We start from the raw sequence: 20,165 nt of genomic DNA on the forward strand, positions 1-20,165 counted from the left end.
CTTAACTCAATTAAATAACATGTTCGCCTTGCTACTTTAGCAAGGCTTATAGATTAATGATACCAACTCTTTTGATAGGCTAAATTACCTAAATTGGCATGTGCCAGTGCTTTTTTCACCAATTGTGGGTCGTTGCTGGTGGGCACTAATTTATCTTGTGTGTATATATAAGTGGTTGCTGGTTTTTGTGGTTGTAAAATTACAACCTTATTACCTTGACCACTATTACCGGTTATGTAGGCAAAGTTTTTATCGTATTGCATCATTGCGCGTTGTTTATTATCTGCGATTGGCTGCGTAAGATCGCGACCTATCATTGGATGTTCACCACTGGCTCCAATCAATGATAATAATGTCGTAGGAATATCAAGTTGGCTAGCCAACTGATGATCACGCTTGGCATTGATACCTTTACCAAAAATAACCGCAGGAATACGAAAGTGATCAATCGGTACTAAACTTGCTCCCGATACGCGCGAGTCATGATCAGCAATCACTATAAAGACGGTATCGTCCCAGTAACTTGATTGCTTTGCTTTTTCGATAAAGGTGCCTAGCGCATAATCGGCATATTTTGCTGCATTATTGCGAGTTTGTTTTTCATTATCGTAAAGTGCAATTTTATTATCAGGGAACTCATACGGGCTATGGTTAGAGCTGGAAAATACTAAGCTAAAAAATGGCTGCCCTTGCTGCTGCAACTTGGTGAGTTCTATATCTGCTTGGTTGTATAAGTCTTCATCCGATGCACCCCATGACCCATTAAAATCAATATTGGCAAAGTCATTACTATCTACAATGTGTTGAAAACCATTACCCAAAAAGAAGCTTTGCATATTATCAAAGTGGCTTTCACCACCGTAAATAAACTGGGTTTGGTAATCTTGTTTGCTTAAAAAGTCAGCAATGGTAAAAAAATCACGTTGCGATTTATCAAGCTTTACTACTGCGCGAGAAGGGGTGGGGGTAAATCCAGTAATAACCGCTTCTATACCGCGAACTGAGCGTGTGCCCGTGGCGTATAGATTATCAAACCCCCAACCTCGCTGATAAAGTTTATCTATATTAGGGGTTAAAGGTAAGCCGCCTAAAGTACCCACATAACGTGCTCCTAAACTTTCTTGCAAAATGATAACTAAGTTTTTGGGCTTCCCTTGATACGCCGCTTGATGAAAGGTTTTGGTTGGTGCGCTGGCATCGTTAAAAACAGCTTGCTCATTTTGCATACTCGCGCGTACTAAGGCTAATAATTCCTCTTCGGCCATGGTGCCATAAAAGTCTTGGCTTGATTTTTCATTACTGAGTTGTTTAATTGCAAAGGCTACGCTATACAACGAGTTAAGACTAAGATCATTAAGTAAATGATCAGTTGAGAATGCCACCATTGCAGGGTTTAACGGTCGATGACCTAGTGAGTTACGTGCACCTAGAACGGTTAAGCACAGTAAGCTAATCACCAATAAGGAGTGTTTTATGATTGGCAACTGACAGTGGCTACGCCATTGGCTGGTAAAAACTTTTGTAGCCAGTTTTACCCCAACGATCAAGAATAATAAAGTGGTGAATACCTCTATTTTATACCCCGCAAAAATCATGCGAGAGACTTCTTTTGGGTATATTAAGTATTCAATAAATAAGCGGTTTGGACGCAAATCATATTCACTAATAAAGGTCGCAGTGATCACTTCAAAGAAGATCAGCAACGCGGTCATTAGCAATAAATAGTATTTAATGATGCCACGAATAAGCTGCTGTTTAGAGACTAATGTGCTGATAATTATCAACAACAATGCCGGCATTAAAATATAACTTAAGGTAGCCGTATCAACGCGCAAGCCGCCAACAAAAATATTTAGCCAAGCATGAGAGCTAAATACTCGCTCACCTTGCCATACACTTAAGCTAAAACGAGCCAGGGTTAACATAGTTAGCGATAAACTAAAAAATGTTAGCAATACCCAATATGGACCGAGTCTATTTTGTAGTTGCGCAAGACTAAATTTATCAGTTATGCCCATAAAATAGCCCACCAAACCAGTGTGCTAATCATCATTGCTATAAATACACTGGCAGAGGCAATATCTTTAGCCAGCCCAGAGAGTTCATGATGTTCTGTACCAATACGATCAACCACCACTTCAATCGCGGTATTGACTAACTCGGCGAATAGTACAAACAGCAAGCTGGCAATTAAAATAAGTTTATCGCTGGTGGGAATATTCGCCAGCCACGCAAACACTCCAAGTAATAAAAATAGCGCGAGTTCTTGCTGAAATGCAGCTTCAAATCGCGTCATCCATTTTAAGCCATTGAAAGTATGGCGTAAGGTAAATAAAAGGCGTAGTAGTCCTTGGCGTTTGAGTACCGTTTTCGAATTATTCATTATTGTTTTTCACTTTTTTATTAATTGCTTTACAGTTACTTACTAAATCTAAAGACTGTTCATAGGCTTTACTTTTGATGCCTATTAGAGTGATTAATGTATGGAATATATTGTCGTGAGAAGCAGCTTGTTGTTGATCAACACTCTTTAAGCAACTTTCTGTAATACGTTGGTTGCCTTTGGCAGCCCACATATACATAGGGACATGGGTTTGGCCACTAGGAGCAAAGCTATACGGAAAGCCATGTAAGTAGGCGCCATTTTCGCCGAGCGACTCACCGTGATCTGAAATATATACAAAGGTTTTATCAATATTGTCAGGTAAGTTATTTAGTTCGGTTAACATTAATGAATTTACGTAGTCGCTATACGCTATGGTGTTGTCATAAGTATTAACTAACTGCTCAGTGCTACAGTTTTGTATATCACTGCGGTCGCAGGTTGGTGTGAATTGCTTAAATTGATCTGGGTAGCGCTGAAAGTAAGTGGGTCCATGAGAGCCCATCATATGCAATACAATGACCGTATTAGCTTGGCTTAAATTAGCTAGTTTACGTTTAAGTGGTGCTAGTAACGCTTCGTCATAGCAATGCTGTTGTTCACAAAGTGCAGAGTTATCTACCTTGATGGTAATGTTGGTAACGCGATTACAGACATTTTTACAGCCACTGTTATTATCAACCCACAACACATCAGCGCCAGCGCTTTGGGCAATGTCGAGAATATTTTGCTGGTTATCAGCTTCGTTACGTGAGAACTCAGCTTGGTTTTGTTGTGAGAACATACAAGGGACCGATACCGCTGTTGCGGTTCCACAGGATGCTACATTGTTCAGGTACGTTACTTTGAAAGGTCGAGTGAAACGGTTGGTATCGCGTGTATAGCCTTGGTAAGCAAAGTTTTCAGCACGTGCTGTTTCACCTACCACGATAACGGTTACTTGAGTGTGTTGTGATGCACTTAGTACTGGTGCTGGGTCTAAAATTTGAAATGGTTCGTCAGAGACCAGCCATTGATCGCGAATATATTTATAGCCACTGCTTAAATATTGGAATGGAATTAACTCTTTCTTTAATAATTGATTGTTACGTCCGGTAGCGGCATAGTCGGCATAAAAACTCAATACAATTACGGCGATTAAGGCAAAGCAGCCCAGTAGCAGTTTACAACGACTCACCAGCTCTTTGCTAACCAGACTAAAGCGAACCTTGGTTTTGATTAAAACCAATAGCGGCAGTAAGGCGAACAAACAAAAGAATATAATAAATTGCAAGTTAAGATAGCTTGCCGCTTCATGACCGTCAGTTTCAAAGGTGTTTTGAATCATAGAATAGTCAAATACCACTCCATAATTTAAAGTGCCGTAAAGAACGGCGCACGAGCTTAACAATAATATGTAATTAATTGGTTTGAGTAGCCAGCGACTAGATAAGAATGAAAAGAAAATAATTAATAAGCACAGCAACAGTAACGGCACTGAGAGTAAAAATAACCACGAAAAAGAGGGCAATGTGGTGATTGCGTTAAATGCACCATGCATAAAAGGGATATTGATGATTAAGCAGTAATAACATGCTAATGCGATGATAAAAGTATTGGCGCTACAGGTAATGTAGAAGCGCTTTTTAAAACCTGTGCTGAGAAATTGGCTTACCAACATAAATTGAGAACTCAATAATAATAATTTAATACCTGCATGGTAGAGTCCAAGACTTAAGAAACACTTAAGGGTAACTAGTCATTTCCTGAATGAGGTGATTTAAAAAAGAATGATTTATTGTGATTTCGTCAAAAATTAATCAAACCAGTAATTGGTTATAACGAGGTATGAAATATCAATAGCTTCATATATTAGGAAAATTAATCTATTTAGGCTTACATATTGGATTTTTATGCCTTTAAAATTGATTGGTGAGTGTTTTTTTAGATTGATTTTAAGGTTGACTTAGCACTCCCATCGCGGTACTAATATAAAAAGACAGCGGGGGAGTTGCAATTCCTTCGTAAATTAACAAATTTTGGTATTTATTACATGCTTACAAACGCACTAAACCTAGTCCTTATTAACGTCGTGGTGATTATTATTACCGCGGGGGCTACTTAGTGCTTTAAAAATACGTAAAGCATTATAAAAGCCCCCCGCACTTAACCAGTCGGGGGGCTTTTTAGTTTCAGGGTTTAGCAATAGTTAAGTATAGATATGTCACTGAGGAATGAGGATTATTTAATGACAGGCGCAGAGTTAACAATTGATTTATTAGCCAAACACGGCGTAAAAGAAGTATTTGGTTACCCTGGTGGGGCAATCATGCCAATTTACGATGCGCTGTATGGTGCGCCGGTTAAACATTATCTCACTCGTCATGAGCAAGGTGCGGGTTTTGCTGCTGTTGGTTTTGCTCGTAGCACGGGTAAACTTGGGGTGTGTTTTGCGACTTCAGGCCCTGGGGCTACTAACTTAATCACCGCGCTTGCTGATGCGATGATGGACTCAGTACCATTACTTGCGATCACAGGCCAAGTACCAACTGCTGCCATTGGCTCTGATGCGTTTCAAGAGATTGATGTATTAGGTATGTCATTATCCTGCACTAAGCACAGTTATATGGTTGAACGTCCTGAAGATTTAGCCGAAATACTGCAAGAAGCCATGCATTTAGCGCAATCAGGTCGTCCAGGCCCTGTGTTAGTAGATATACCAAAAGATATTCAAATGGCGCAAGTGCCTTTTCATCCTTGGCTTGCGGCTGATGATTACTTACCGATGTTAGATTTAAAGCAAGTGGCTATTGCTAACCAACTATTAAGCGAAGCCAAACGGCCTGTTGCCTATGTTGGCGGCGGTGTACAGGCGGCTGATGCGCAAGTGCAGCTAATGCAATTTTTAGAAAAAACCCAAATGCCTGCGGTTTCAACGCTAAAAGCATTAGGCAGTGTATTACCTGATTACGAATATAACTTAGGTATGTTAGGTATGCATGGCGGCCAAGCTGCAAATTTAGCGGTACAAGAGTGTGATGTTCTAGTATGCATCGGTGCGCGCTTTGATGACCGTGTAACAGGCAATTTAGGCAAGTTTGCGGCTAAAGCAAAAGTGATCCATTTAGATATAGATGCTGCTGAAATTGGTAAGCGTAAACCAGTTAAAGCATCATTAGTTGCTGATTTAAAAACCTCATTGCCGCAATTAGAGTGCTTTGTAACTGAACAAGCATGGCGTGATCATGCCAAAGAGATGATGATTGAACATGCATGGCGTTATGACTATCCGGGCGAAAAAGTATATGCCCCGTATTTATTAAGCCAACTAAGCCAGCGGATGCCAAGTACAGGCGTTGTGTGTTGTGATGTTGGTCAGCACCAAATGTGGGTGGCACAACATATGAAGTTTAGTCATCCAAGCAACCATTTAAGTAGTGGTGGCGCAGGCACTATGGGCTTTGGTTTACCTGCGGCCATTGGTGCGCAAGTCGCTCGACCAAATGATTTTGTGATCACTGTTTCTGGTGATGGTTCAATCATGATGAACATTCAAGAGTTAGCCACTATTCGTCGTAACAATTTACCGGTAAAAATATTAATTTTGGATAACCAACGTTTAGGTATGGTTCGTCAATGGCAAGAGTTATTTTTTGAAGGGCGTTATTCTGAAACTGATTTATCAGATAACCCTGATTTTGTGCAATTGGCTGCCGTATTTGGTATTGCTGGGCAAACGATCACCCACGCTAACCAAGTTGATGATGCAATTACAGCATTAGTAAATAGTAAAGGTCCTTATATAGTACATGCCTGTATTGACGATAAAGAAAATGTTTGGCCGCTAGTACCGCCGGGTGCCGCGAATGACGAAATGATGACGGAGAGTGGAAAATGAAACACAGTTTAACAGTCGCTTTAAAAAATCAAAGTATCGCCGTTGAGCGCTTTTTGCGTGTAGTTCGTCATCGTGGTTTTGATTTAACCCATTTTCAATTGAATATGGATGATGGTCATTACCATGTGGCTATGACGGTCGACAGTGATAAGCCAATTCACTTATTAACCACACAGCTCAATAAGCTGGTGGACGTTAAGCAAGTAACGCTAGAAAATTTACAACAGCAAGCAATGTAGTTTGCTGTAAAAACTAAATCAACAGGGCTATTGGGTCTTTTCCCCTTAGCAATAAAAATTTAAGAATGAGGATGTCAGTTACATATTAAAAGTAACTGCAAACACTGAGGTAACTATGGCTAAATTAAGAAGTGCAACAACAACTGAAGGTCGAAAGCGCGCAGGTGCTCGTGCATTATGGCGTGCAACAGGAATGACAGATAGCGATTTTGGCAAACCGATTATTGCGGTTGTAAACTCATTCACGCAATTTGTACCGGGTCATGTGCACCTTAACCAACTCAGTGAGCTTATGGCAGAAACCATTACTCAAGCGGGTGGTGTGCCAAAAGAATTTAATACTATCGCCATTGATGATGGTATTGCCATGGGCCACGGCGGTATGTTGTATTCATTACCATCGCGCGACTTAATTGCTGACTCAGTTGAATACATGGTAAATGGTCACTGCGCCGATGCAATGATCTGTATTTCTAACTGCGACAAAATCACCCCAGGAATGATGCTGGCGGCACTTCGTTTAGATATTCCAGTAATCTTTGTGTCTGGTGGCCCAATGGAAGCAGGTAAAACTAAGCTTGCCAATATTGATATCAAACTAGATTTAGTTGATGCCATGGTAAAAGGTGCTGATGAATCAGTAAGTGATGCTGACTCAGAGCAAGTAGAGCGCTCAGCATGTCCTACCTGTGGCTCGTGTTCGGGCATGTTTACCGCCAACTCAATGAACTGTTTATTAGAAGCAATTGGCCTCGCACTACCTGGTAACGGCACTACACTTGCGACTCATAAAGATCGTAAACAACTGTATGTCGAAGCCGGTGCACGAATTGTTGATTTATGCCGTGAGTATTATCAAAAAGATAATAAAGAAGTCTTGCCGCGTGCTATCGCTAATAAAACCGCGTTTATGAATGCCATGGTGGTTGATATTGCTATGGGTGGCTCGTCAAATACCGTATTGCATTTACTTGCCGCCGCGCAAGAAGCCGGTGTTGATTTTGATATGTCGCACATTGATGCGTTATCTCGTAAAACACCTTTCTTATGTAAAGTAGCGCCTGCAACCGCGCAATACCATATTGAAGATGTGCATCGTGCAGGTGGCATGATGGCAATAATTCGCGAGCTTGGCAAAGCGGGCTTAGTGGATCTGTCGGTAAACCATGTTGCTGGTATGACTATGGCAGAGCTAGTTAAAAAATGGGATGCCACTGATCCAAACAACGAAGCCGCACAAAAGTTTTATCGAGCGGGACCTGCAGGTATTCGCACCACCAAAGCAATGAGCCAAGAATGTCGTTGGGATGAAGGCGATAATGACCGTGAACATGGTTGTATCCGTAGCGTTGAACATGCGTTTCGTCAAGATGGTGGCTTAGCCGTACTATCGGGTAATTTAGCTGTTGATGGTTGTATTGTGAAAAGCGCGGGTGTGGTTGATGAAATGCTACACTTTGAAGGCACCGCCGTGGTGTATGAATCACAAGATGATTCAGTTGAAGGCATTTTAAATGACGAAGTAAAAGCCGGTGACGTAGTCGTTATTCGCTACGAAGGACCGAAAGGCGGACCTGGCATGCAGGAAATGCTTTATCCAACCAGTTACTTAAAATCAAAAGGTTTGGCTGAGCAGTGCGCACTTATAACCGATGGTCGCTTCTCGGGCGGTACGTCAGGTTTATCAATTGGCCACGTTTCACCAGAAGCGGCCAGTGGTGGTGCCATTGCTTATGTTGAAAACGGCGATAAAATTATTATCGATATCGCTACCCGCGAAATCACGTTAGCGTTAACAGATGAAGAACTTGAAGCGCGTAAGCAAAAGCAACTTGCTCGTGGTAAACAAGCGTACAAACCACTCGATCGTGAACGTTATGTATCATCTGCGCTAAAAGCGTATGCGCTACTTGCAACCAGTGCTGATAAAGGCGCGGTGCGTGATTTAGCCAAACTGGAGGAGCTTAGTTAATTATGGTTTCTCAAGAGCTCGATTATTTTCGCGCTATTATCCAAGCCAATATGGAACCACTGGCAAAAGTTACTGAGGTTAGCGAAATGGCTGAACTCAGTGCTCGTCTTGGTAATCAAGTATGGCTAAAGCGCGAAGATCAGCAGCCAGTTTATTCGTTTAAACTGCGTGGTGCATACAACAAACTGGCTAAACTGCCAGCCGGTTCAGTGGTGATCACTGCCTCAGCTGGAAATCATGCTCAAGGGGTGGCGCTCAGTGCGTCACACTTAGGGCATCAAGCAACGATTGTAATGCCAGTGACGACCCCTGAAATCAAAGTCAATGCGGTACGTGCGCTTGGTGGCGAAGTGGTTTTACATGGCCATCATTTTGATGCTGCCAAAGCTTATGCACTAGAACTTACTGAGCAGCGCGACGGCATATTTGTTCCTCCATTTGATGATCCTGATGTAATTGTAGGGCAAGGCACGGTTGCACGTGAATTAATGCAGCAGCTTAATCAACTTGATGCGGTATTTATTCCAGTTGGTGGTGGTGGCTTACTTGCTGGTATGGCCGTGTATATAAAGTCATTGCGCCCAGATATAAAAGTAATCGGTGTGGAAGCTGATGAAAGTGCCTGTTTACAAGCGGCACTTGCAGCAGGCAAACCCGTCGAGCTTGAACGGGTTGGCAGTTTTGCCGATGGTGTTGCGGTAAAAATTATTGGTACCGAAACCTTTCGTTTGGCGCAAAAGTTTTGTGATGAAGTAGTCACTGTAACCGGTGATGAAATATGTGCGGCGATGCAAGATATTTTTGTTTCAACCCGTGCGATTGCTGAGCCATCAGGTGCGCTGGCAACGGCTGGGCTGAAAAAATGGTGTCAGCAAACAGGCCAAAAAGGGCTGCATTTAGCAGCTGTGTTATCTGGCGCAAACTTAAACTTTGACCGCTTACGTTATGTGGCTGAGCGTACTGCGCTGGGAGAGAAAAACGAAGCGTTGTTAGCAGTAACCATCAATGAAGAAAAAGGCAGCTTTAAACAGTTTTGCGCCTCATTAGGTGGTCGCGCAATTACTGAATTTAACTACCGTTACGCAGGCCCTGGTGAAGCGCAAATATTTGTTGGTGTTGCACTGCGCCAAGGTCAGCAAGAGTTAGATGAACTGACAGCTGATTTAACCACCAATGGCTATCAATTTTGTGATTTATCAGATAACGAACTGGCTAAATTACATGTTCGTTATATGGTTGGTGGTAAAGCACCTGAGCAGATGCATGAGCGGTTATTACGCTTTGAGTTTCCTGAATATCCAGGCGCACTAGCGCGCTTTTTAGATACCTTAGGTAGCAATTGGAATATTACTTTGTTTCATTATCGTAATCATGGTGGTTCGATGGGTAATGTATTAGCAGGGTTTGCGATTGAGCCTAGTCAGTATGAGGTATTCAACGAGCATTTAAATCGCTTAGGTTACAGTGTGCAAGATGAAACACTGAATCCATGTTTTACCCAATTTTTAACTACTCAACGTCCCATTGATAGGGTGAAAGCGGTTAATAATTAAATATATACTAAAACCACCTCAAGATACGAATTCTGTAGCTTGAGGTGGTTTTAGTATAAGCAAGCACCTCAATTTAGGTGCTTTTTTGTCTCTTTGCAAACTCAATGTCTTGGGTTTATAGTTATAGCAATATTAGCCAACTAATTAGATTACGATTTGTCATTAAAAGGACTGAAATTTCAGCTTTATGCTACTTTGCTTATACTCAGCGGGCAAAGTGTTGCGGCAGCGGATGTGACTTTACAACTAAAGTGGACGCATCAATTTCAATTTTCTGGTTACTATATGGCTCAGCAACAAGGCTTTTACAAAGCGGCAGGGCTAAACGTCACTATTTTACCGGCAGATCCTGAGAACCCAGATACCTTTAGTAAAGTGTTGGCTGGCCAAGCTCACTTCGGGGTCGGGCACTCAGGTATTTTACAGCAACGGATCGCAGGTAAACCCTTGGTGGCAATGGCTGCTATTTTACAATTTTCTCCTTATTGTTGGATGGTAAAAAAAAGCTCCGATATTTTTCATCCTCGGGATTTTGTCAATAAGCGTCTTAGCAGTATCAGCCGCAAAGAAAATGCCGAATTATTGGTAATGCTCGAACGCAGTGGTATCCAAACAAATAATTTACCTTCTTATGAAAGTGGTAACAGCATTACGGATTGGTTAGCTGGGAGTATTGATGCGATGCAAGTGTACGTGACTAATGAGCCGTATATAATGCGTGAGCAAGGCATCGACTATAGACTTATTTGCCCGCAGAAGTATGGAATTAATGTTTATAGCGATATTCTTTACACCACAGAAAATATGCTCGAACAACATCCGCAAACAGTTGAAGCATTTTATCAGGCCAGCTTAAAGGGCTGGCGCTATGCAATGATGCATATGGATGAAACAATTGCATTAACTCAACACCAATACGCACCTGATAAAAGCTTTTCTCAGCTTGCCTATGAAGCTGAAGTATTGAGTGATTATATTTTACCACCTGGCACTAATTTAGGATCTATGTCGATAGCGAAATGGCGGTTGATTGCTGATCTATACGGGATTGAGCAAGATGCCTTTAATCAGGCGCAAGATGGCTTTATTTACCAGTATGTTGAACCTGAAAAAATTAAAATGTCGTGGATGCTTATTACAGCAATTATAATTAGTTTGTTATCGATACCACTTTATTTACGCTTGATGTTCAGAAAAAGCGTATAATGCATAAATGAAATGACCATCGCTAAAATCACATGAGCCTTGCTGAGCAGTTTACAGCCCTAGATAACTTATTACATAGTACTCGCCACTATTGGCAATGCACTGCATTCGATTTTGATCAGCTGCCATGGCCTGAATTAGAACAACCATTAACGCTGTTGAGCGATCAACAAGTTGCTGAACTCGATAGCAATCAAGATGCCTTGTATCAATTTTTTAGCCCGTATATTCCCGTAGTCAATAACTTAGCTACATTGTGTGACTTACCTCAAGCCTCCACTACGCGTTGCGAATATCCGTTTTGGATCAGCAATGGTATTAAAGGGCGCAAGTTTGCACAGCTGCAAGATTTTGTCTGTGCGCTTGGCCAAGAATCACAATTACCTGTATTAGAATGGTGTGCAGGGAAAGGCCATTTAGGACGTATGCTGGCATTTAACCGTGCGCCGAGTGTGCACAGCATCGAACTGCAACAACATTTATGTGAACAAGGTCAGCAAAGTGCTCTGCAACAAGGGTTAGCCATGCACTTTAGCCAAGCAGATGTACTTAAAGATGATGTAACTGAGTATTTTCAACAAGCACAACATGCCGTAGCGCTGCATGCTTGCGGAGCGTTACATCAGACGTTTATGAGTAACGCGGCTAGCGCGCAAACGCAAAAAATCAGTCTATCGCCGTGTTGCTATCACTTATTCACCCCGAATGATTATCAAGCTATGAGCGATGCCGGTAAGCGTAGTCAACTGCAGTTAACGCATCGTGATTTAAAATTAGCACTACAAGAGACGGTGACAGCGCCTTCTCGGGTAGATAAAGTTCGTAAAACTGAAGTGCAATGGCGATTGGGTTTTGATGCTTTACGCAAAAGTCTCACCAGCGAACAAAACTACGTCAGTGTGCCCTCAGTTAACAAAGCTATTTTTTCAGATTCATTTAAAGCTTTTTGTGCATGGGCCGCGGAGAAAAAGGCGCTAGATATACCACAAGGTATTGATTATGAGTCATTTTTAAAAAAAGGCGAAATGCGCAAAAAAGTCACTGAACGTATCGAACTGGTCCGTCATGTGTTTAGAAGAGCAATTGAGGTTTGGCTTGTGCTCGATCGTGCTTTATATTTGCAACAACAAGGTTATCAAGTCAGTGTGCAGACGTTTTGCGAAAAACAATTAACGCCACGTAATATCTTGATCCAAGCTACCGTCAAAGACAGAAAAGAGATGTAATGAGAAAATTAAAAAACTTATTTGAAAATAATAAACGCTGGGCTGAACGAACGTGTAAAGATGATCCAGAATTTTTTAAAATTCTATCCATGCAGCAAAACCCAGAATACTTGTGGATTGGTTGTTCGGACTCTCGCGTACCGGCTAATGAAATCGTTGATCTAATGCCGGGTGAGCTATTTGTTCATCGTAATGTGGCGAATGTGGTGGTGCATACCGATCATAACTGCTTATCAGTGATGCAGTACGCCGTTGAAGTGTTAAAAGTTAAACATATTATGGTTGTTGGTCACTATGGCTGTGGTGGTGTTCAGGCAGTACTCAAAGATGCTAAGTTTGGTTTAATTGATAACTGGCTTCGTCACGTCGGTGATGTAAAAGAAAAATACACCTCAAAGATCAATGCACTCGCAGAAAAAGATCGTCTCAATAGCTTGATTGAATTGAATGTAATTGAGCAAGTACGCAATGTATGCCGTACTAATATCGTCCAAGAAGCATGGCAGCGTGGCCAAGAGTTGACTATTCATGGTTGGGTTTATGGTCTAGCAAACGGTCACTTACACGACTTAGAGTCAGTCGTTACTTGTGCCGATGAAGTTGATGTTAACTATAAAAGTGCTGGGCTTAAAGTGTTTGAACGTTACGTAGTAGAATAAGTACGTAACCTAAGCACTGCGTCCTATCTGGGCACGGGCTACCTTCAGTAATTGTAATCTTAGTTTTAAAGGCTAAGTCGATGTGTTTTTTGTGTGGTGAAAACACCCTCTATACTTTCGGTGTTTTTCGCTTGCGATATTGCAGTGGTGTTTCAAAAGTAAAATTATGAAAGGCATGACAAAAGTGAGCATGATCATAATAGCCACATTGCAAGGCTATATCTGTTATCGGTGTTTGGCTGTCAGCTAGAAGCGTGCGTGCGGCTTTTAGTCGGTAAAATTGCTGTAATTGAGCTGGACTAACCCCGGCTTCTTTTTTTAAGCGGCGCTCAAGAGTACGACGTGTCAGGCCAAGTTGTTTGCCTACATAGCTGGTGGAATTATTGAGTTGAATAAGCTGCTTGATCACTTTAATGGTATTGCTTTTTACGAGTTGATTGCTAATTGCTTGGCTGAGTAACCACTGCTCGAGTAAATACAGTTGGCTGGTTAGTGGACTGCTTTGCATTTGTTCAACACATGCTATTAAACTGTGATACCAGCTTGGGGTAAAATCTTCACCGAGTAGATAATTTTCTTCAGCTAACTCGTGTAGCGTTATACCTAATAAGTGATAAGCACCAGTAGGCGCAAAACGAATACTGACTAAATAATCCTGATTGCTGAAAGTTGTTGCCTGCGTTTGACGATTAAATGCGAAGGTAATAACGGGTGTCGCATTGCTAAAATTAATTGTTAGGCTTGCGCCTGCATCAGGGTAGAGCTTTTCTTTAAATAACTGTGCTGTTTGTGTGGTTGTTGAACCTATTTTCCAATAACACTGCACCCAATCAGTTAAGCGTTGATCGGGTGCGAATTTTTGAAAGCTCAAATGGGGCAATGGATCATTTACTAATAAAATGGCCATGGTGTTAACCTGACTTATATCGTCGCAATAGCGATTTCTTCTTCGCGTAAAGTCAGTACCTCATAGCCGTCAGCGGTGACGACAATGGTGTGCTCCCACTGCGCAGAAAGCTTTTTATCACGAGTAACCACAGTCCAGCCATCCGGCTTAGTTTTTACTTTTGCCGCCCCTTGGTTGATCATCGGCTCAATGGTAAAGGTCATACCTTCTTTAAGTTCAACGCCGGTATTGCGTTTACCATAATGTAAAACTTGCGGCTCTTCGTGCATTTGCTCGCCAATACCATGTCCGCAGTATTCACGTACAACGCTATAGCCATTAGTATGGGCAAAATTAGCGATAGCGTTGCCTATATCGCCTAACCTCACTCCCGGTTTTACGAGCTTGATGCCTTGCCACATTGCTTGATAAGTTTTTTCGACTAAGCGCTTGGCCAACGGAGACACTTCACCAAGCATATACATTTTACTTGAATCGGCAATAAAGCCATTCTTCTCAAGGGTAATATCTAAATTGACGATATCGCCTGATTTTAATGCGCGTTTAGAGTCTGGAAAACCATGGCAGACTACTTCATTTACTGAGCTGTTTAACACATAAGGATAATCGTATTGGCCTTTGCTGGCAGGACGTGCAGCAAGTTCATCAACAATATAGCGCTCTACTAAATCATTGATCTCCATTGTGGTGATGCCGATTTTGACCTGTTGATCTAAATAGGCAAACACCTTTGCCAGTAGGCGACCAGACTCACGCATTAGCTCTATTTGTGCGGGAGTTTTAATAATTATTTCACTCATGCAAAGATTCTCCAGCTGTTACATCGGCTTGTGCAAGTTGCTGTTTGATTATTTCGGCGTAGGTCATGGTTGGATTAAGCTCAGCTAGCATGCCTATCTTTATCCAGTATTCAGATTGAGAGTTTATAGATCGTACCATAGTGGTACTGGCTTTGCGGATCTCTTCGTGCAGTTGATCGCTGATTTTTACGATACCCATAACAGTGCCTATATATAAAACGTATACGTATCGTATATAGGTGTTCGCGTGTATGCAAGGCGTAAAACAAATCAGGCAGCCGAAGCTGCCTGAAGTAATAACTAAAACGGTATTATTCGGGTTGCTCGCTTTGCTTATTACTACTGAGTTGTTGCTCAAGTAGTGCAACTTTCGCTTCTAATGCAACGAGCTTCTCGCGGGTGCGAATTAGTACTTGGCTTTGTACATCAAATTCTTCACGGCTGACAAAGTCCATCTCAGCAAGCTTATTTTGAATAGCTTGTTTGGTTTTTGCTTCAAACGTATCGGCAAGGTTTTTAACGCCTTGCGGCATGTTACTGGAAATCTGTTTGGCAATTTCTTCAAGTTTTGCTGGGTTGATCATGTCTGTCCCTTACTGTCGCGTAAATGATAATGGCTAATGTTACCTTATTGGCTAGGCGTATTGTAGTGATTACGTTAAAATTGCCCGTCTTTAATGCAATCTCTTTGGTCGATATGAAACTCAATCCTAAACAAGATGAAGCGGTAAAATATATTAGTGGTCCATGCCTAGTGCTGGCGGGGGCGGGATCAGGAAAAACTCGTGTAATTACTAATAAAATCGCTTACTTAGTACAAAAATGTGAGTATCAAGCACGTAATATTGCCGCGGTGACCTTTACTAATAAAGCGGCGAAAGAGATGCGCGAGCGAGTTTTTCAAACGTTAGGTAAAAAAGAGTCAAAAGGCTTGTGGGTATCTACCTTTCATACCTTAGGCCTTGAGATCATTAAAAAAGAACTAACAACGCTGGGTTTTAAACCAGGCTTTTCATTATTTGATGATCAAGATACCGGGCAATTAATTGCTGACTTAACTGAAGAAGAGCTAAAAAAAGACAAAGATTTACTCAATCTATTAAAAATGCAAATAGGCAGCTGGAAGAACGAGCTTATTTTACCAGAGCAAGCGATTCGCGAAGCGCGAGAGCCACAAAAAGCGCTATTTGCGCAATTGTATGCGCGTTATCAAACCCAGTTACGCGCCTATAATGCTTTGGATTTTGATGACTTGATCATGATCCCCACCTTATTACTGATCAATAATGCAACCTCGCGTGAGCGTTGGCAACAACGTTTCCGTTACCTGCTGGTGGATGAATATCAAGATACCAATACCAGTCAATATCAATTAGTTAAGTTGCTTGTGGGTGAGCGTGCGCGTTTTACCGTGGTAGGTGATGACGACCAATCAATCTATTCATGGCGCGGTGCTCGACCACAAAACTTAGTGTTATTAAGCAAAGACTTTCCAGGTTTACGGCTCATTAAGCTTGAGCAAAACTATCGCAGTGTGAAGCGTATTTTAAAAGCTGCTAATATCTTGATTGCCAATAACCCTCATGAATTTGATAAAAAACTGTTTAGTGAGTTAGAAAATGGCGAGCCGATCAAAGTGATTGGCTGTCGTGATGAAGAGCATGAATCAGAGCGGGTCGTCGCTGAGATCATCTCGCATAAATTTATGAAACGCACCAGTTATAAAGATTATGCTATTTTATACCGTGGTAATCACCAAGCGCGTGGCTTTGAAAAGTCGTTAATGAGTAACCGAATACCTTACAAGATCAGTGGCGGAATGTCGTTTTTCTCACGCTCTGAGATCAAAGATATAATGGCGTACTTGCGCTTATTGGTGAATCAAGATGACGACAATGCGTTTCTACGTATTGTGAATACTCCGCGCCGTGAAATAGGCACAGTTACGCTGGAAAAGTTGGGTACCTTAGCCAATGAAAAACATGCCAGTTTATTTGCCACCTGTTTTGATAACGACTTAGGTTATCGCTTAAAAGGTCGTGGTTTAAACTCGTTGGCCGGATTTGCACGTTGGGTAGTTGAGCTGTCAGATAATGCGGTACGTGGTGATACCCTTGAAGCGGTAAAAGATTTAGTCAGACAAATAAATTACGAAGCTTATTTATACGAGTCATCACCGAGTGCGAAAGCCGCAGAAATGCGCATGAAGAATGTTTCTGAGTTGTACCGTTGGATCACAGATATGCTCACAGGTGATGCGGATAATCCGCCGTTGACGCTTGCTGAAGTGGTGAGTAAGTTAACGTTGCGTGACATGTTAGAACGTAACGAAGAAGAAGATGAAGCCGATGCGGTGCAATTACTCACGTTACATGCCTCTAAAGGCTTGGAGTATCCTTACGTATTTATGGTCGGCATGGAAGAGGGCTTATTACCGCATCAAGTAAGTATTGATGAAGAAAACGTTGATGAAGAGCGTCGCTTAGCCTATGTGGGGATCACTCGTGCTCAGCAAGAGCTGACCATGACCTATGCAAAAATTCGTCGTCAATTTGGCGAAACATCACAAACCGAGTTGAGCCGCTTTATACAAGAGCTACCGCAAGATGATTTAGCATTTGAAAATAAAAAAGCGCCAAATACGCAAGCCGAACGAATGGAAAAGGGCCAAGCCAGAGTCGCTAATTTACGTGCCATGCTGAAAAAGCCTGAGTAGTTCATCTAAACTGCGGATAATAAACTGGTTATCCGCGACGCATATCGTTAATTTAAAATTTGCTCGTTCGAAGAGTCAGCTGGGAGTGTTGCTGTGGAACTAATTGCATGCTGCCTACCAATAAATAGCGATAAACCATGAGTGTCGAGTAAGGCTCTATAATTTAATATTGAAGGGCCTTTCGCGATTACTTTTATTTGTTTTATCTTAGTTATTGCTAGTACACCTTGTAGTTGTAAATCAAAGCTTTGTTGTTGTAACACTCGCTTACTAAAGGTAGAGCTAAGTAATAAATAATCGAAATTAAGATCGCAAAGTAAATTAAGTTCGCAGCGATCTTTAGCAAAATCATTTAAGCCAATCGAATAGCCTTGTTCACTTAGCATTTTTAAATTACTAATTTGCACCGCTGAAGCGTAACGGATCTCTTGTTCGTTAAATAATAAACAAATTTGTTTTGTTATGCTGTGCTTTTGCATTGTTAAGCATAACGCCTGAAATTCATTTTTCTCCAGTAATAAACCCGAGCAAGGGAATAACACCATTTGCAGTTGTGCCGTTTTGATCTGCTGGCACGCCTTGGTTAATAACTGTAATTCCACTTCCAGCTGTTGTGCTTTATCAGCGGCAAACTTCTTTAATATTTCAAAACTGGTGCTGCCAAGTACTGGGTGTTCGCCAAATGCCTCAAGCAATGATTCTGATTGATGCTGTTCATCAAGTGTAATAATTTCAGAGCAGCGAAAATGCATTGGTAAAGAGTCTAAGTGATGACTGGTTTCCAACTCATATGGGCTTGTGCCGGCACTAAGCAGTGGATGGTAAAACTCAAACCGGCTGCGACCAGCATTTTTTGCATAATACATGGCAGCATCAGCATCACGAATAATTTCATCCGTGTGCTTGTAGTTTGTTTTTGAGTAGGTAATACCGACACTGGCACCACTTTGTACACAAATACCTTTCATACAAAATGGTTTTTTCATCAGTTCAATTAATCGCTTAGCAACATCTTCGGCTTGTTGGCGATCGGTTAAGTGCGTTAATAAAATTACAAACTCATCGCCACCTAAGCGCGCAAGTAAATCGTGCTCCCGAATACATTGTGAAAAAGACTCACTGACGCTAATTAAAAACTGATCACCGGCTTGATGACCAAGTTGATCGTTAATATCCTTAAACTTGTCTAAATCAATAAACAGCACAGCAAACTGTTGTTCAGGGTAACGTTGATAATGCTGTAGAGTTTTTTCTAATTGGGTTAAAAACAGACTGCGATTAGGCAAGCCAGTAAGTGGATCGTGGTGGGCATCATGATAAAGCTGTTGCTCTATTTTTTTGCGCTCTTCAATTTGCATTTGTAAATGCATATTGGTTTGGAGGATCTCTTTGGTTTTTTCAGCAACTCGAAACTCTAATTGTTGATGGCTTTGTTTTAAGGCTTGAGCAGCTAAATGTGCTTGTAATACAGTCGCTATTTGATGCGATACAAAGGTAATTAATTCAAAGTCGTCTTGATTAAAAATATGCTTATGATTGTAGGCTTGGCAAGTTATTAAGCCAATCACACCTTGCGCTGTTTTTAATGGCGCACCTAACCAGCTAGTTGCTGAGTTTGAAGTGTTGACTTGCCCTGGTCTTTCTACTTCACCGGATTTGAGCAGTTTTTGTGCTCGGGTACAATCAATGAGTTGAGTTTGTTCGGTACGTAACACTAATTCGCTATAACCTTTGGCGAAAGGGCGCGGTTGAGTGTTATCTCTATATTCATCCACACAGTACGGAAAGTTTAACCAACCCGTTTCGCGATCATACAATGCAATGTATAAATTCTCAGCGTAAGTTATTGATTTTATTATTTCATGTACTTGTTGATATACTTCATCAATATGCTTTGTTTGCGTCGCTAGCTCTGAAATTTTAAACAGAATATGTTGCCGTGCGAGGGTTTTTTTATGTTGTTCTACTTCGAGGTTAAGTGCTTCATTACTTTGCGTTAATGCGCGAGTTCTTATTTTTACTTCAGACTCTAATAGTTCGCGTTTTTTTACCCGCTCGATAGCCGTTGATAAGTAGAGCGACATTACTTCTAATAGCTCGATTTGTTGCTCAGAGTAGTTTTGTTGTTTATCGTAACTTTGTGCGACAAGCACCCCAATAATGCTTTGTTCTCGGTATACCGGCACGCCTACCCAATGTTCTGCTGGTGTGCCAAGTAATTTAAATAACCCCTTGTTGGCAGCAGCCTGCATTTCATCACCTTGGAAGTAGGTGGTTTTACCTTGTTTAAAAACATACCCAGTGACACCTTGGATAAAATTATTATCTTGATTAAGTGGCACAGAGATACCATCTTTTTCATCAGCAAAGTAAGAGAGTTCAAGGGTGTTACTAAATTGATTTAACAGCACCACGTAAAAACTTTTACTTGGCATATAATCTTGCAAAATATCATGAATAGCAGGGTAAAGTAGCGTTAATTCGGCAACAGAACTAGCTTGCTCTGATAATTGGATCAGGGCATTTTGTAAGTGGTGGGATTGCTTATACTTTTGGACTAGAGCTTTTAAACGATTATTTTTATGCTCCAGCTTATGTAGTAAAGCTGTTATATCTTCCAGTGACAT

16 protein-coding genes are annotated in these 20,165 nt (G+C 41.4%); 8 read left to right on the forward strand and 8 right to left on the reverse strand.

All coding sequences use genetic code 11. The annotated features are described in order from the left end of the window. Positions 1-53: 53 nt before the first annotated feature. The 3 genes from H5186_RS05395 to H5186_RS05405 are packed head-to-tail and all read right to left on the reverse strand — an operon-like array spanning position 54 to position 4,043. Complete coding sequence (locus tag H5186_RS05395) at positions 54-2,018, reverse strand: LTA synthase family protein (protein WP_182767482.1); 1,965 nt, start codon at positions 2,016-2,018, stop codon at positions 54-56. Beyond that, a complete protein-coding gene (locus H5186_RS05400; RefSeq protein WP_182717668.1) occupies positions 2,009-2,383 on the reverse strand; it encodes a diacylglycerol kinase in 375 nt (124 codons plus the stop codon). The genes H5186_RS05395 and H5186_RS05400 overlap by 10 nt, the downstream gene beginning before the upstream one ends. After that, complete coding sequence (locus H5186_RS05405; protein ID WP_182760682.1) at positions 2,376-4,043, reverse strand: phosphoethanolamine transferase; 1,668 nt, start codon at positions 4,041-4,043, stop codon at positions 2,376-2,378. Before H5186_RS05405 ends, H5186_RS05400 begins: the two co-directional genes overlap by 8 nt. Before the next feature lie 567 nt (positions 4,044-4,610). Between H5186_RS05405 and ilvG the strand changes: the two genes are divergently transcribed. From ilvG to can, 7 genes are all read left to right on the forward strand, one after another. After that, positions 4,611-6,260, forward strand: a complete 1,650-nt coding sequence (gene ilvG / locus H5186_RS05410) for an acetolactate synthase 2 catalytic subunit (RefSeq protein ID WP_182740395.1) — start codon at positions 4,611-4,613, stop codon at positions 6,258-6,260. Beyond that, positions 6,257-6,499, forward strand: a complete 243-nt coding sequence (ilvM, locus tag H5186_RS05415; RefSeq protein WP_145238377.1) for an acetolactate synthase 2 small subunit — start codon at positions 6,257-6,259, stop codon at positions 6,497-6,499. The genes ilvG and ilvM overlap by 4 nt, the downstream gene beginning before the upstream one ends. Before the next feature lie 115 nt (positions 6,500-6,614). Then, entirely contained in the window at positions 6,615-8,471 is a 1,857-nt protein-coding gene (ilvD, locus tag H5186_RS05420) for a dihydroxy-acid dehydratase (RefSeq protein WP_145238380.1), read from the forward strand. A gap of 2 nt (positions 8,472-8,473) precedes the next feature. Next, positions 8,474-10,024 (forward strand): threonine ammonia-lyase, biosynthetic, encoded by a 1,551-nt coding sequence (gene ilvA / locus H5186_RS05425; protein WP_182717671.1) that lies wholly within the window; start codon positions 8,474-8,476, stop codon positions 10,022-10,024. A gap of 156 nt (positions 10,025-10,180) precedes the next feature. After that, entirely contained in the window at positions 10,181-11,230 is a 1,050-nt protein-coding gene (locus H5186_RS05430) for an ABC transporter substrate-binding protein (protein ID WP_182740394.1), read from the forward strand. Between the two features lie 32 nt (positions 11,231-11,262). Then, positions 11,263-12,456 carry a methyltransferase gene (locus H5186_RS05435; RefSeq protein ID WP_182717673.1) on the forward strand — a complete coding sequence of 398 codons (1,194 nt, stop codon included), beginning with the start codon at positions 11,263-11,265 and terminating at the stop codon, positions 12,454-12,456. After that, positions 12,456-13,115, forward strand: a complete 660-nt coding sequence (can, locus tag H5186_RS05440; RefSeq protein ID WP_145238393.1) for a carbonate dehydratase — start codon at positions 12,456-12,458, stop codon at positions 13,113-13,115. Before H5186_RS05435 ends, can begins: the two co-directional genes overlap by 1 nt. 109 nt (positions 13,116-13,224) lie before the next feature. Here the strand turns inward: can and H5186_RS05445 are convergent, their stop codons facing one another. From H5186_RS05445 to H5186_RS05460, 4 genes are all read right to left on the reverse strand, one after another. Beyond that, positions 13,225-14,022 carry a helix-turn-helix domain-containing protein gene (locus tag H5186_RS05445; protein ID WP_182784092.1) on the reverse strand — a complete coding sequence of 266 codons (798 nt, stop codon included), beginning with the start codon at positions 14,020-14,022 and terminating at the stop codon, positions 13,225-13,227. Positions 14,023-14,036: 14 nt separating this feature from the next. After that, positions 14,037-14,822, reverse strand: a complete 786-nt coding sequence (map, locus tag H5186_RS05450) for a type I methionyl aminopeptidase (protein ID WP_182758652.1) — start codon at positions 14,820-14,822, stop codon at positions 14,037-14,039. Further along, complete coding sequence (locus H5186_RS05455; protein WP_149982600.1) at positions 14,815-15,021, reverse strand: ParD-like family protein; 207 nt, start codon at positions 15,019-15,021, stop codon at positions 14,815-14,817. The genes map and H5186_RS05455 overlap by 8 nt, the downstream gene beginning before the upstream one ends. A 112-nt stretch (positions 15,022-15,133) precedes the next feature. Continuing rightward, the gene (locus H5186_RS05460) at positions 15,134-15,406 is read right to left on the reverse strand and encodes a ubiquinone biosynthesis accessory factor UbiK (protein ID WP_145238407.1); all 273 of its coding nucleotides are present in this window, start codon (positions 15,404-15,406) and stop codon (positions 15,134-15,136) included. Between the two features lie 113 nt (positions 15,407-15,519). Here H5186_RS05460 and rep point away from each other — a divergent pair, with 113 nt between their 5' ends. Beyond that, entirely contained in the window at positions 15,520-17,538 is a 2,019-nt protein-coding gene (gene rep / locus H5186_RS05465; RefSeq protein WP_145238754.1) for a DNA helicase Rep, read from the forward strand. 47 nt (positions 17,539-17,585) lie between these two features. Here the strand turns inward: rep and H5186_RS05470 are convergent, their stop codons facing one another. Further along, positions 17,586-20,165: a diguanylate cyclase domain-containing protein gene (locus H5186_RS05470; RefSeq protein ID WP_182717676.1), complete on the reverse strand. Its 2,580-nt coding sequence runs from the start codon at positions 20,163-20,165 to the stop codon at positions 17,586-17,588.

Origin of the sequence: Pseudoalteromonas sp. SG41-2, from assembly GCF_014164535.1 — a bacterium.
In the GTDB taxonomy this organism is placed as follows: Bacteria; Pseudomonadota; Gammaproteobacteria; order Enterobacterales; family Alteromonadaceae; genus Pseudoalteromonas; species Pseudoalteromonas rhizosphaerae.

What these genes read in the sequence shown, in the direction of transcription:
- H5186_RS05395 (WP_182767482.1), bottom strand. Translation starts at nt 2,018, where the DNA reads ATGGGCATAACTGATAAATTTAGTCTTGCGCAACTACAAAATAGACTC.
- H5186_RS05400 (WP_182717668.1), bottom strand. Translation starts at nt 2,383, where the DNA reads ATGAATAATTCGAAAACGGTACTCAAACGCCAAGGACTACTACGCCTT.
- H5186_RS05405 (WP_182760682.1), bottom strand. Translation starts at nt 4,043, where the DNA reads ATGTTGGTAAGCCAATTTCTCAGCACAGGTTTTAAAAAGCGCTTCTAC.
- ilvG (WP_182740395.1), top strand. Translation starts at nt 4,611, where the DNA reads ATGACAGGCGCAGAGTTAACAATTGATTTATTAGCCAAACACGGCGTA.
- ilvM (WP_145238377.1), top strand. Translation starts at nt 6,257, where the DNA reads ATGAAACACAGTTTAACAGTCGCTTTAAAAAATCAAAGTATCGCCGTT.
- ilvD (WP_145238380.1), top strand. Translation starts at nt 6,615, where the DNA reads ATGGCTAAATTAAGAAGTGCAACAACAACTGAAGGTCGAAAGCGCGCA.
- ilvA (WP_182717671.1), top strand. Translation starts at nt 8,474, where the DNA reads ATGGTTTCTCAAGAGCTCGATTATTTTCGCGCTATTATCCAAGCCAAT.
- H5186_RS05435 (WP_182717673.1), top strand. Translation starts at nt 11,263, where the DNA reads ATGAGCCTTGCTGAGCAGTTTACAGCCCTAGATAACTTATTACATAGT.
- can (WP_145238393.1), top strand. Translation starts at nt 12,456, where the DNA reads ATGAGAAAATTAAAAAACTTATTTGAAAATAATAAACGCTGGGCTGAA.
- H5186_RS05445 (WP_182784092.1), bottom strand. Translation starts at nt 14,022, where the DNA reads ATGGCCATTTTATTAGTAAATGATCCATTGCCCCATTTGAGCTTTCAA.
- map (WP_182758652.1), bottom strand. Translation starts at nt 14,822, where the DNA reads ATGAGTGAAATAATTATTAAAACTCCCGCACAAATAGAGCTAATGCGT.
- H5186_RS05455 (WP_149982600.1), bottom strand. Translation starts at nt 15,021, where the DNA reads ATGGGTATCGTAAAAATCAGCGATCAACTGCACGAAGAGATCCGCAAA.
- H5186_RS05460 (WP_145238407.1), bottom strand. Translation starts at nt 15,406, where the DNA reads ATGATCAACCCAGCAAAACTTGAAGAAATTGCCAAACAGATTTCCAGT.
- rep (WP_145238754.1), top strand. Translation starts at nt 15,520, where the DNA reads ATGAAACTCAATCCTAAACAAGATGAAGCGGTAAAATATATTAGTGGT.
- H5186_RS05470 (WP_182717676.1), bottom strand. Translation starts at nt 20,165, where the DNA reads ATGTCACTGGAAGATATAACAGCTTTACTACATAAGCTGGAGCATAAA.